This is a genomic window from Kitasatospora sp. NPDC051705 (assembly GCF_044453265.1).
Lineage (GTDB): Bacteria > Actinomycetota > Actinomycetes > Streptomycetales > Streptomycetaceae > Kitasatospora.
Genome location: NZ_JBITCO010000006.1, coordinates 1 through 13199, shown reverse-complemented (window position 1 = coordinate 13199; position 13199 = coordinate 1). Strand labels below are relative to the sequence as shown.

The 13199-nt window shown below is 72.7% G+C and carries 7 protein-coding genes; 1 reads left to right on the top strand and 6 read right to left on the bottom strand.

Annotated features, from left to right (window positions below; all coding sequences use genetic code 11):
- Positions 1-11 precede the first annotated feature (11 nt).
- Entirely contained in the window at positions 12-896 is an 885-nt protein-coding gene (locus tag ACIA8Q_RS09800) for an ABC transporter permease (protein ID WP_360212928.1), read from the top strand.
- A gap of 136 nt (positions 897-1032) precedes the next feature.
- Here the strand turns inward: ACIA8Q_RS09800 and ACIA8Q_RS09795 are convergent, their stop codons facing one another.
- From ACIA8Q_RS09795 to ACIA8Q_RS09770, 6 genes are all read right to left on the bottom strand, one after another.
- The gene (locus tag ACIA8Q_RS09795) at positions 1033-2220 is read right to left on the bottom strand and encodes a YqcI/YcgG family protein (protein ID WP_360212930.1); all 1188 of its coding nucleotides are present in this window, start codon (positions 2218-2220) and stop codon (positions 1033-1035) included.
- 51 nt (positions 2221-2271) lie between these two features.
- Complete coding sequence (locus tag ACIA8Q_RS09790) at positions 2272-3999, bottom strand: carbamoyltransferase C-terminal domain-containing protein (RefSeq protein WP_360212932.1); 1728 nt, start codon at positions 3997-3999, stop codon at positions 2272-2274.
- A 22-nt stretch (positions 4000-4021) separates the two neighbouring features.
- The gene (locus ACIA8Q_RS09785) at positions 4022-5104 is read right to left on the bottom strand and encodes a glycine amidinotransferase (protein WP_360212946.1); all 1083 of its coding nucleotides are present in this window, start codon (positions 5102-5104) and stop codon (positions 4022-4024) included.
- Positions 5105-5204: 100 nt separating this feature from the next.
- Positions 5205-6230, bottom strand: coding sequence for a 2-oxoglutarate and iron-dependent oxygenase domain-containing protein (locus ACIA8Q_RS09780; RefSeq protein WP_360212934.1), 1026 nt, complete (start codon positions 6228-6230; stop codon positions 5205-5207).
- The gene (gene gdnH / locus ACIA8Q_RS09775) at positions 6227-12400 is read right to left on the bottom strand and encodes a guadinomine polyketide synthase module 4 GdnH (protein WP_396316972.1); all 6174 of its coding nucleotides are present in this window, start codon (positions 12398-12400) and stop codon (positions 6227-6229) included. Before gdnH ends, ACIA8Q_RS09780 begins: the two co-directional genes overlap by 4 nt.
- Positions 12397-13199, bottom strand: an 803-nt coding sequence (locus ACIA8Q_RS09770) for a beta-ketoacyl reductase (protein ID WP_360212938.1), incomplete at its 5' end; no start/stop codon positions are given. The genes ACIA8Q_RS09770 and gdnH, both read right to left, overlap by 4 nt.

Here is a 13199-nt window from a genome sequence, read left to right as displayed (position 1 = left end):
TGGAGAAGCAGATGACTCCCGACGCGCCCGCGGCGCCGGCGGCACCGGCCCCGTCGGGGCCCACCGCCGGCCGCATCGCCGCGCAGGCCCGGCACGGCGGCGGCCCGCTGCTGCGGATCCTGCCGGCCGGCAGCTACTCCGGGCTCGCGCACCGCCTGGTGGAGCGCACCGCGCTGGTCTACTCCCGGGCCTGGCTGGTCCTGGTCTCCGGCGTCTTCGAGCCGCTGTTCTACCTGCTGGCCTTCCAGGTCGGCTTCAGCTCGCTGATCGACGGCGTGACCGGGCCGGACGGCCGCCCGATGACCTACGTGGCCTTCGTCGCGCCGGCGCTGCTGGTGTCCTCCGCGATGAACGGTGCGGTCTACGAGACGCTCAGCATCTTCTACAAGCTGCGCTTCGACCGGCTCTACGACATGATGCTGGCCACCCCGATGGGGGCGCTGGACGTCGCCATCGGCGAGATCTCCTGGGCGGTGCTGCGCAGCGGCCTGTACGCCACGGCGTTCCTCGGCGTGATGGCGGCGATGGGCCTGGCGACCTCGCCCTGGGCGCTGATGCTGATCCCCACCGCGCTGCTGATCGCGACGGCGTTCGCGGCCCTGGGCATGGTGTGCGCGACGCTGCTGAGGTCGTCCTCGCAGTTCGACTACATCCACGTCGTGGTGATGCCGATGTTCCTGTTCTCCACGACCTTCTACCCGATGTCGGTGTACCCGCCGGTGCTGCGGTTCCTGGTGGAGCTCTCGCCGCTGTACCACGGCATCGAGCTGGCCCGCGGGTTCTCGGTCGGCGCGCTCGACCCCTCGATGATCGGGCACGCCTGCTACCTCGCGGCGCTCGCCGCGGTGGGCCTGTACGGCGCCTCGCGCCGGATCGGCAAGCTGCTGCTGAGCTGACCGGAGGGCGTACGGCGACGGGGCGGGCGGTCGGGACGAGGAGTCCCGGCCGCCCGCCCCGCGTTTCCCGCGGAAGCGGGCCCGTCGAGCGGGCCGGCCGAACCGGCCCGCTGAACGGGCCGGCTGACCGGGTCGGCTAAATGGTGGGGGCCAATTCGTACCACTTGACCGGCGGCTGGTCGGCCTGCACCGGGAGCAGGAACCGGTGGAGTTCTATGTCGGCCAGGACGTAACGCTGGAAGCCGTCCCGGAAACGGTGCCGGATCGCCTCGGAGCGCTGCTTGTAGTCGTTCTTGGTCAGTAGACGGAGAACGGCCGCCTCCGGCTGGAGCATGAACACGAATTGACCCTCGACCCCGTTCATGTACCGCGAGTGGTCGTGCGGGTAGATCGGCGCGAAGACGCTGATGAAGCATTCCTCGCCCTCGAGGACGAGGAACCACTTCGGGTCGGTGGCGGTTTCCGGGTCCAGTCCGGCCGGGGCGGCGTCCGTGAGATTCCTGTGCAGGAATTCGACGAAGTTCCGGAAGACCTGCTGGAGGTCCTCGAAGGATTCACCGAAAACCCGGGTGGGGAACGCGTACACGTACCCGTCGATGACGTCGTGGTCCTGCACCCGGATGAACTGGCGCAGGGTCGGCAGCGACGCCTTCATGTTGTCCTCGAACGAGAGGGCCTCGTCGTAGGACGGCGGCCCCCAGAGGACCGACTTCTGGGCGAAGGGGCAGAAGGTCTGCATCTGGATGGGACGGATGAGTTCCGTCGTCACCGCGCGCGACGGGTCGAACTCCGTCTCCCGGGACCGGCCGTCCAGGGTGCGGGTGTGCTCCAGGTGCCCGTTCAGGTGGGCCCCCAGGTCGTCGTGCGAGTCGAAGCCGGCGAACGCCGCCCGCAGCACCCCCGGGATCAGGCCGTGCAGGGCGACGACCCGGGGGTCGCTGCCCTGCCGGGCCTCGGAGCGGTAGAACGCCATCGTGTAGTGCACCGGCTCGACCGCCGCGGCCACCAGGGCCGCGACCTGCTCCGGCTCCTGCCGACCGGCGCGCCACAGGGACGCGTCGGTCAGGTCGGCCGGCATCGCGGCGTCGTTGCAGGCCTGCTGCATGGAGACGCCGTAGGCGTTGGCGAGCGCGAGCGCGGCCACCACGATCTCGACCAGGGGCCCCTTGGCCGCGGCCGGGTCGGCGCCCCCGGCGGCGAGCCGCCCGAGCGCGTCGACCTCGGCGGCCAGGTGCGCGTCGGTCGGGAGGGGGGCCCAGTAGTGGCCCCTCTCCTCGACCAGGCGGTGCACCGCGTCCTGGAGCCGGGTCACGTGCAGTTTCACTTCTGGTTCCCCCTTGCTGTGCTGTGCCGTGCGGTGGTGCGTCGCAGCCGGTCAGACCGTGCCGTCGACCGGGGCCTTGCGGACCAGGAACGGGCCGATGGCCAGGTAGTCGATCTCGGTCCCCAGGAAGGTGTTCACCGCGTCGGCCGGGGAGCAGATGATCGGCTCCTGGTCGTTGAACGAGGTGTTGAGGACCATCGGGACCCCGGTCAGGGCCCGGAACTCGCTGATGATGCCGTGGAAGCGCGGGTTCACGTCGGCCCGGACGGCCTGGATGCGGCAGGTGTTGTCGACGTGCAGCACCGCGCCCATCCGGTCGTGCTTGTCGGCCTTCGCCGGGTACGCCATCAGCATGTAGTCGGCGGCGGTGGTCTCCTTGGCGATCTCGAACCACTCCGGCACCTCCTCGCTGAGCACGCTGGGCGCCAGCGGACGGAAGTACTCGCGGTGCTTGACCTTGTGGTTGAGGTCGTCGCGCATCTCGCGGCGGCGCGGGTCGCCGATGATGCTGCGGTTGCCCAGGGCGCGGGGGCCGAGCTCCATCGAGCCCTGGAACAGGCCGATGACGTTGCCCTCGCTGAGCAGCTTGGCGACGTCCTTCTCGAAGTCCGCGGCGCGCACGACCTCCAGGCCCTCGCGGGAGGCGAGCTCGGCCTCGATCTCGGCGTCGGTGTAGGACGGCCCCCAGTAGGCGTGGCGCATCTCGGGGGCGCGCTCCTGGCCGAGCACGTCGTTCCACACGTGCAGGGCGGCGCCGAGCGAGAGGCCGCCGTCGTGCGCGGCGGGCTGCACGTACAGCTCGTCGAACGGGCCCTGCTCGAAGGCGACCTGGTTGGTGACGCAGTTCAGCGCGACGCCGCCGGCCAGGCAGAGCCGGCTCGACCCGGTCAGCGCGTGCAGGTGGCGGGCCATGTGCAGGACCAGCTCGTTGGTCTTCTCCTGCAGCGCGGCCGCGATGTCGTGGTGGACGTCCTGCAGCTCGTCGTCCCGCTCGCGCGGGGCGACGCCGAGGACGGACTCCAGGCCCGAGGTGTCGGCCGACGGCGGGTAGTACAGGATGTCGCTGAACTTCAGCAGGTCCTGGCGCATGTCGAAGCCGCCGTCCTCGGTGGTCCAGGCGAGCCGGTCGAAGGCCGCGGCGAAGCGCTGCGGGTCGCCGTAGGCCGCGAGGCCCATCACCTTGGCCGCGTCGTAGACGCCGAAGCCGAGGAAGACCGAGACCAGCTCCCACAGGTAGCCGATGGAGGCCGGGTAGCGGACGCTCTGCACGCAGTCCAGCTTGGCGCCCTTGCCGTGGTAGAGCCGGGTCGAGTAGGCGTCGTCGCCGAGCGCGTCGACGACCAGCACCGCGGCGTCCTGGAACGCCGACGCGAAGTAGGTGGACGCGCCGTGGGCGGTGTGGTGGGCCACCCAGTGGAACTCGCCGACGAAGCCCAGCTCGGCGAACTTCTTGGGGATGTTGGGCAGCGTGGCGAGGAACAGCGACTGCTTCTCGACGCTGTCCCACGGCGAGGGCAGGCCGCCGTCCAGGACGGCCCGGATCTCGTCGGGGTCGGCCGCGCAGGTCACGTGGTCGACGTCCGCCATGGTGATGCCGGCGCGCTCCAGGCAGAAGCCGATGGCGTTCATCGGGAGCTCGTCCGGGTTGTCGGCGCGGGCCTCCTTGCCGTGCTTGACGCGGTTGAAGCGCTCCTCCTCCGCGGCGGCGACGACCGCGCCGTCCTTGAGGAGACAGGCCGAGGACTCGTGGTAGACCGAGTTGATGCCGAGGATGTACATGTGGGGCTCCCTTGGTGTGGTGTCAGATCAGCGGCTGGTAGGCGAGGTTGGGGAAGTAGTCCTCCCTGGTGCCCTCGCGCCGGACGTCCCAGGTGGCGCAGTGCAGGGAGCCGCCGTACTCGAAAACGTTGCGGAACGGGATGGGGAAGACCTCGAAGCCGAGCTTGTCGAGGAGGTCCTGGAGCGGCTTCTCCTGCTCCTCGCAGATGACCTTGGTCGGCGAGATGCTCAGCACGTTCATCGACAGCCACTTGGACGACTGGCAGTACAGCGGCATCTCGTCGTTGCCGAGCACCGGCTGCGGGACGTCGACCAGCTCCCAGTCGTTGTCCAGGAACATCTTCTCCTCGCCCTCGCGCAGCGGCCGCTCCGGGTTGGTGAGGATCAGGCCCGGGCGCACCGGCACGAAGGTGCAGTCGATGTGCGAGGGGAAGAAGTCGAGCGGGAAGTGCACCGGGTGCACCCGGAAGCCGCGCGGCTCCAGATGTCGCTTGAGCCAGTGGATGCCCGCGCGGTTGGTGGTCATCGACTCCTGGACCAGGATGTCCCGGCCGAAGCGGCTCATGTCGGCCGCGTCGAAGACGACCTCGTCCTGGTTGATGCAGAACTCGAAGGAGTGCATCTCCTCGTGCCGCTTCTCCAGCGGCCAGTCCCAGAACTCCTCGCGGTACATGCCGTCGGCCATCGACGGCTTGGGGGCCGTCGTCCACTCGACGCGGGGGTCGGCGTTCCAGTACTCGTAGACCAGCTTGCGGTAGGGCTGGTACTCGAAGTACCGGGCCCGGCGCGACATGGTGGCCTCGATGATCTCGTTGCCCATGGTGATCATGACGTCGCGCGGGCAGACGGCGCAGTACTGGTTCTCCACCTCGAAGTCCGGGGTGCGGACCGGGGCCGAGAAGTCGTGCAGCTCGGGCCGGCGCACCGTGACGCCCTGGGACTCCAGCAGCGAGGCGAGCCCGGCCAGCTCCTCGTTGGCCAGGTCGACGGCCTCCTTGGACTTGGGGCCGGTGGGGAAGGGGGTGCCGGGGGCGTTGCGGACGGAGGGGCGGCTGCCGGGCTCGGTGGGCTCGAAGTTGGCGTTGTCGGCGGAGCCGACGACCATCTCCTGCAGCGGGTCCCACTCGTTCCAGGAGTTGACAACACTTGAGGTCTGCACGGATCTGCTTCCTATCTCTCGGAGTGTGCGGGCTCTACGCGGTCGGTCAGTCGTACGCCTTGGAGAAGAGGTCGACCACGTACGGGCCGAACTCGACGGCCTCGTAGCGGGGCGGGTTGTCCGCGTCGCAGCAGACGGCGAGCGGCTCGATCAGGGCGTCGTACCGCGGTTCGAAGAAGAAGGGGACCGAGTAGCGGTCCACCGTGCCCGGCAGCGTCACCCGGTGCCAGGTGGCGCGGTACCGGTCGTTGGTCCAACGCTGCATCATCTGGCCGATGTTGACCAGGAAGGTGCCGGGGATGTGCGGTGCGGAGATCCACTGGCCCTCCGGGTTGCGCACCTCCAGGCCGCCGACCTCGTCCTGCTGGAGGACGGCCAGGAACCCGTAGTCGACGTGGGCGCCGAAGCCGTGCTCCACCTCGTCCATCGGGAGCGCCTCGGGGGCGGCCCGGCCGACGGTCTCGTTGTACGGCGGGTAGTGGACCATCCGCAGGTCGCTCAACTCCACGCCGTGGTACGGCGCGAAGTGGTGCTCGTCCAGGCCGAGGCTGAGCGCCATGCCCGCCGCGATCCGCCCGCTCAGCCCGTACAGCTGGTCCCAGGCGCGCATCACGGTGGTGCGGAACTCGGGCAGGGCCGGCGGCCACTGGCCGGGGTCGTCGAGCGGGTGGGCGTCGGCGCTGCGGGCCGCCGCGGCCTTCGCGATGGTGTCGGCGTTCCGGCCGGAGCGGGGCTGCAGGTCCAGGCACTCGTGCCAGTCCGTCTTGCCGCCGGTGACCTCGCCGCCGAGCGGCACGTAGCCGCGGAACTGTTCGGTGATGCCGAGCCGGATCCGCATCTTCTCCTCCAGCGGGAGGGCGAAGAACTTCTGCGCGGCGTCGAACAGTTCACGGCTGTCGGCCTCGGCGATCCCGTGGTCCCTGACGTAGAAGAAGCCGACGTCGAGGCAGGCCGCACCGATCTGCTCCACGGTCTCCCGCAGCGCGGCCGGGTCCGGGTCGGGGGTCACCAGCGGGGCGATGCTGATGACCGGGACCTCCTTGAAGGCCGCTCCGCTGCTGTGTTCGCTCAACGCTCCGCTCCGTTCTCGTTCTGCGCGTCCCCGGCGTCCCGGCCGGGATCGGTCACGTCCATGCGCTCCGGCAGCCCGTCGACCCGCTGCCCCGGGTCGGCCACCAGGGCCCGCAGCAGGGCGACGAAGTGGTCGCCGTGGCCGCGGACGGTGGCCTCGTCGAAGAGGTCCGTGCGGTAGTCGAAGTCGAGCCGCACGCCGCCCTCGTGCTCCAGCCCGTCCAGCCGGAAGTCGACCAGGGCGAACCGGGTCGGCACCGGGCGGTACTCGGCCGTCAGCCCGTCGAACTCCGGGCACGGGGCGGAGCGGTCCATGTTGAAGACCGTGCGCAGCGGCAGCGGGAAGGCGTCCGGGGCCGCGCCCAGCGCCTCGCGCAGCCGGGCGAACGGCACCTCCTGGTGCTCGAAGGAGGCCAGCACCTCCTCCCGGGTGCGGCGGAGGTGGTCGGCGAGCGTCGCACCGGGGGCCAGCGTGCTGCGGACCGGGAGGAAGTGGGCGCAGTAGCCGACCACCGACTCGCTGCCCTTGAAGGCCCGGTTGGCCTGCGGCGTGCCGATCACGACGTCGCCCTGGCCGGTCAGGCGGTGGGTGAGCAGGCCGTACGCGGCGAGGAGGGTCATGAACAGGCTGGCCTTGTGGGCCCGGCCGACCTTCTTCAGCGCCTCGCAGAGCTCGGGCTCCAGGGTCATGGTGATCCGGGCGCCCTGGTGGGTGGGCACCGCGGGGCGCTCGCGGTCGGCGGGCAGCACGGTGTCCGGGAGGCCGTCCGCGAACCGCTCCAGCCAGTACTGCTGGTGCTCGGCGAGCTCGGGGCGGCGGCGCTGCTGCCAGGCCGTGAAGTCGCGGTGCTGGGACGGGCGCGCCAGACCGTGCGGGGTGCCCCGGCGCTCGGCGGTGTACAGCGCCGCGAGCTCCTCGGTCAGGACCGACACCGACCAGCCGTCCGAGACGACGTGGTGGGTGAGCAGCGTCAGCTCGTGCAGGTCGTCGGCGAGCCGGAGCACGGTGATCCGCGCCAGCGGGCCCGCGGCGAGGTCGAAGGGCACGGCCATCGCGGCGTGCCACCAGTCGGCGACCGCCTCGTCGGTGCGGCCGGCGGCGGCCGCGGTGAGGTCGACGACCTCGACCGGCACCACGGTGCCCGGCCGGACCTCGGCCGCCCCGCCCTCGGGGAACACGGTGCGCAGCGCCTCGTGGCGGGCCGTCAGCGTGCTCACCGCGCGGCGCAACGCGTCGACGTCGAGGGGGCCGCGCAGCCGGATCGACTCGGGGACCGCCCAGGACGGCGCGCCGGCGGCACCGGCCCGCTCCAGGGCGAGCAGCTCGCGCTGCTCCTCGCCGAGCGGTGCGGCGGTGGTCGTGGTGCCGGGGGCGGGCGGCAGGAACTCGCCGTCGCGCATGGCCGCGATCGACTCCTTGACCGCGGTGATGATGCCCTCGATGTCCTCGTCCGTGTGCGCGGTGGACAGGAAGCAGGTCCGGCCCTCCCACAGGTAGATGCCGCGGGTCAGCAGGTGGAAGTGGAAGACCTCGATGTCCAGCGGCTGGTAGGCGTAGCTGGCGTTTCCCTTCCAGGCGAACCGGAAGACCGAGGCGAAGTGCAGCACCCGGATGGGCACCTCCCCGGCCTCGAAGAAGGCGTTCAGGGTTTCGGCCAGGTAGGTCGTGCGGGCGCTCAGCCGCTCCTGCAGCGCCGGGCCCTGCTCGCGCAGGTGCAGCAGGATCGCCCGGGTGCTGGCCATGGCCAGCGGGTGCATCTCGAAGGTGGAGCCGATGTAGGTCTTCTCGCTGTCCGGGTCGGGGCCCGGGCCGTCGGCCCACACGCCGCCGTCGACCTGGTCCAGGAACTCGGCCCGGCCCGCCACCACGCTGACCGGGAGACCGCCGCCGACGACCTTGCCGTAGGCCGCGAGGTCGGCCCGGACCCCGAAGTGGGCCTGTGCGCCGCCGGGGTGCACCCGGAAGCCGGTGATCACCTCGTCGAAGATCAGCGGAACGCCGAGGCGGGTGGTCAGGGCGCGCAGCTCCCGGAGGAACTCGGCCGGCTGCAGGGTGGGGTTGCGGCTCTGCACCGGCTCCACCAGCACACCGGCCAGCTCGTCGGCGTGCTCCTCGATGGCCTTGAGGGAGGAGGCGGCGCCGTAGGTGAGGATCAGCGGGTCCTGGGCGGCCTGCGGGGAGATGCCGGGGGCCATCGGCACCGAGTGCGAGGGGTCGTTCAGCACGTCCGGCAGGGCGAGCACCCGGTCGTCCTGACCGTGGTACGAGCCGGAGAACATCACGAACCGGGACCGGCCGGTCTTGGCCTGCGCCATCCGCAGCGCGCCGCGCACCGCGTCGGTGCCGGTCACCGCGAAGAACAGCCGCTCCATGCCGGTCATCTCGCAGATCAGCTGCGCGACCTCGTCGGAGAGCGCCGAGATGGGGCCGGTCTGCAGGGCGAGCTCCAGCTGGGCGGCGACCGCCCCGGTGACGAACTCCGGGTCGTGCCCGCAGAGCAGGACGCCTACGCCCATGGCGACGTCGATGTACTCGTTGCCGTCGACGTCCCAGAAGTGGGCGCCGCTGGCCCGCTCGCCGATGACCGGGTAGGAGACCGACCGGGTCTCCGGGCGCACCGAGCGCATCCGGGTGTCGGCGCGCAGCGCGCGGTAGTCGACGGCCCGGGCCAGCGAGCCGGCCGTGCGCTTCTTGTAGGTCTCCAGCAGGTCGTCGAGGTGCTGCTGCTGGCGGGCGGTCAGCTCGCGGGGCGGGGCGCCGGCGGAGGCCGGGCGCTTCGCGGCGGGCGCGGCGGGGCGCACGGCGGGCAGGGCCGGACGCGCGGTGGGCACCGGCGCGGCCGGGGTGACGGCCGCGGCGGCCGGGGCGGCGCCGTGCTGGGCGAGGACCTCCAGCTGCCGGGACATCACCTCCAGCTGGGCGGCCATCAGCGCGCCGATCGAGCCCTGGTCGCCGACGGAGCCCTGGACGGTGAGCGGCCGGGCGGCCGGAGGGGTCACCGGGGCGGCCTGGGCCTCCACGGGTGCCGGGACGGCGACGGCGGCCGGGGCCGGCCGGTCGCCGGGCACCGGGTGCCCGGCCGGGAGCTCGGCGTCCAGGTGGGCGGCGAGGGCCTCCGGGGTGTCCAGGTCGTCGAAGAGCCGCCCGACGGTCAGCGTGATGCCGTACAGGTCGGTGACGTCCTGGATGATCCGCACCATCAGCAGCGAGTCGGCGCCGAGGTCGACCAGGCTGGCCCCGGGCTCGACGTCCTGCAGGGCCAACTCCAGGCCCGCGCCGACCCGCTCCCGCAGGTCGGCCAGGATCAGCTCCCGCCGCCCGGCCGCGGCGGCCGCGGTGGCCGGGGCGGCCTGGGCGGGGACCTGCGCCAGGGGGGTGGTGTGCTGGGGCACGGTGGTTTCTTCTCTCTGCGTGAACCAGTGGGGGCTGCGCTGGAAGGGGTAGGTCGGGGCCGGGACCCGCCTGCGGGCGTACTCCGCGTCGAAGGCGGCCCAGTCGACGTCCACCCCGGCGGTGTGCAGTTCGGCGACGCTGTGCAGCAGCTGCTTCCAGTCGTCGCGGCCCTCCCACAGGGAGGACAGCCAGCGCACCGCGGGGCCGGTCCAGCTCTGCCGGCCGAGCAGTTGGAGCACCGGCTGCGGGCCGATCTCCAGCACCGCGCCGCACTCCTCGCCGGCGAGCACCGCCATGCCGTCGGAGAACCGGACCGGCTCGCGCATGTGGCGGCGCCAGTAGGCGGCGTCCACCGCGTCGATCGGCGTCCCGGTGACGTTGGAGATCATCCGGATCCGGGGGGCGGTGTAGGCGACGGTGGCGGCCAGCGCCTCGAACTCGGCCAGCGCGGGCTCGATCATCGGCGAGTGCGGGGCGTGCGGGATCCGCAGCGGCCGCCCGTCCAGGCCGCGCTCCTTGAGCTCGGCCAGCGCCCGGGAGACGTCGTCGGCGACCCCGGCGATCAGGGTCTCGCGGGGGCCGTTCATCCCCGCCGTGCTCACCCGGCCGGCGAGCCCCGCGAGGACCGGCGCGACCTCCTCGGGCGAGGCGAAGACGGCGGCGGTCGCCCCGCCGGTGGTGGTGGCCTCGATCAGCCGGGCCCGGCCGGCGACCAGCCGCAGGCCGTCCTCCAGGGAGAAGAAGCCCGCGACGCAGGCGGCCGCGTACTCGCCGGTGCTGTGCCCGAGGACCACCCGGGGCTCGACGCCCCAGGACCGCCACAGCTCGGCCAGGGCGTACTCCAGCGCGAAGATGGCCGGCTGGGCGTGCGAGGTCCGGTCGAGCAGTCCCGTGCCCGGGCCGTCCGGGGCCGGGTACAGCACGTCGAGCAGCGGGGCGTCCAGCAGGCCCTGCTCGCGCAGGATCGCGTCGCAGCGCTCCAGGGTCCGGCGGAAGCCGGGGTGGGTCTCGAACAGCTTCCGGCCCATGCCGGGGTACTGGGATCCCTGGCCGGTGAAGAGGAAGGCGACGGCGGGCCGGCCGGTGGCGTGCCCGACCGAGACCCGGGCGCGGCGGCCCTCGGCGAACGCGGACAGCAGCTCGGCGGCGGCGGTCCCGTCGGCGGCGGACAGCGCGAGCCGGTGGGCGAAGGCCGTCCGCCCGGTGCCCGCGGTGAACGCGGTGTCGGCGAGCTCCGCCGCGGACCGGCCGCGCAGCGACGCGGCGTAGCGGCCGGCGAGCTCGCGCAGCGCCTCGGGGCTGCGGGCGGACAGCGGCAGCACGTGGTGCGGCCGGTCCGGGGCGCCCGTGGTCTCCGGGTTGTCCGGGTTGTCCGTGGCTCCGGGGGTGTCCGAGCCGGTCGGCGCGGCCTCCAGGACGATGTGGGCGTTGGTGCCGCTGAAGCCGAAGGAGCTGACGCCGGCCGCCCGGGTGCCCTCGGGCCAAGCCCGGACCTCGGTCGGCACCTCGACGGGCAGCCGGTCCCACGCGATGTGCGGGCTGGGCCGGTCGAAGTTGAGGTTCGGCGGGACCTCGCCGTGCCGCAGCACCTGCACGGCCTTGATCAGGCCGGCCACGCCGGCGGCGGCCTCCAGGTGCCCGATGTTGGTCTTGGCGGCGCCGATCAGCAGCGGACCGGCCGTGCCGCGGTCCCGGAAGACCGTGCCGAGGGCGTCCACCTCGATCGGGTCGCCGAGCTGGGTGCCGGTGCCGTGCGCCTCGACGTAGCCGACCTCGTGCGGCGCGAGCCCGGCGTCCGCCAGCGCCTGCCGGATGACCTCCTGCTGGGCCGTCCCGCTGGGCGCGGTCAGGCCGTTGGTGCGGCCGTCCTGGTTGACGGCCGTGCCCCGGATCACCGCGTGGACGGTGTCCCCGTCGGCGAGCGCGTCGTCGAGCCGCTTGAGGACGACCACGCCGCCGCCCTCGCCGCGGGCGTAGCCGTCCGCGCGGGCGTCGAAGGTCTTGCAGCGGCCGTCGGCGGCGAGGGCCGAGCCCTTGCAGAAGGCGATGAAGGCGTCCGGGGACAGCATCAGGCTGACGCCGCCGGCCAGGGCCAGGTCGGACTCGCCGGTGCGCAGGCTCTGCACCGCCAGGTGCACGGCCACCAGCGCCGACGAACAGGCGGTGTCCAGCGCCAGGTTGGGGCCGCGCAGGCCCAGGTGGTAGGAGAGCCGGCCGCTGGCCACGCTCAGCGCGGTGCCGGTGACGTCGTGCATCTCCACCGACTCCGCGCCGCGGACCTGCATCTGCTGCAGGTACTCGGCCTCCGAGATGCCGACGAACACGCCGGTGCGCGAGCCGGTGAGCGAGCGTGGGTCGCGTCCGGAGTCCTCCAGCGCCTCCCAGGCCACCTCCAGCAGCAGCCGCTGCTGCGGGTCGAGGCGCTTGGCCTCGCGCGGCGAGATCCCGAAGAAGGTCGCGTCGAACCCGGCGACGTCGTCGAGGAAGCCGCCCCGGCGGCAGTACATCCGGTCCTCGGCCGCGGGGTCGGGGTCGTAGTGGGCGTCCACGTCCCAGCGGTCGGCGGGGATGTCGCGGATCGCCTCGCCGCCGGAGCGCAGCAGCTCCCAGTAGGCGTCCGGGTCGGGGGCGGAGGGCAGGCGGCAGCCCATGCCGATGACGGCGATCGGCTGGGCCCGGTCGCGCTCCAGCTCCTTGACCCGGGTCTTCAGGGTCCGGATGGCGGTGAGGGCCTTCCGCAGCCTGAGCGCGTCGGGGCTGTCATGTCGGTCGGTCACGGCGTGGTGTCCTCGTCGTCGTTCAGCAGGAGGTCGAGCTCGCGGTCGACGCTGGCGCGCAGGTCGTCCAGCTCGAACTCGTCCGGGGTGTCGGACTCGGGGTCGGATCCGGTGGCGGTCTCCAGGCCGAGCTCCCGGACCAGGTGGGCCTGGAGCTGCTCGACCGTGGGGTGGTTGAAGGCGATGGTGGAACCGAGCACCACGTCCAGGTCGCGCTGCAGGCGGTTGCTGAACTCGACCACCATCAGCGAGTCCATGCCCAGTTCGGAGAAGGCGGTGTGCCCGTCGACCCGGTACCCGGAGGGCAGTTCGAGCAGCGCGGTGAGCTGCTGCTCCAGGTACTGGCGGAGCAGCCCGTCGCGTTCGGCGGCCGGGGCCTGCGCCAGCCGGGTGCGCCACGGTTCGGCCGCGGCGGGCGGGGCCGCGGCGTCGGCCCGCGGCCGGGCCGGGCGGAGCGTGGGCATGACGCCGATCTGGGCGACCGGCGCCCCGAGCAGCGCGGTGAGCGCCGCCAGGCCCTGCTCGACCGGGATCATCGCCACGCCGCTGCGGGTCATCCGGTCCGCCAGGTCCGCGGCCATGCCGACCTCGGCCCAGGGGCCCCAGTTGACGGCGAGTCCGGGCAGTCCGAGGGAGCGGCGGCGGGCCATCAGGCCGTCCAGGTAGGCGTTGGCGGCCGCGTAGTTGCCCTGGCCGCCGTCCTCCAGCAGGGCGGCGACGGAGGAGAAGGCGGTGAAGAAGTCGAGGTGGATGCCGCGTTCGCGGGTGATGCGGTCGAGGGCGTGGGCGCCGTCGACCT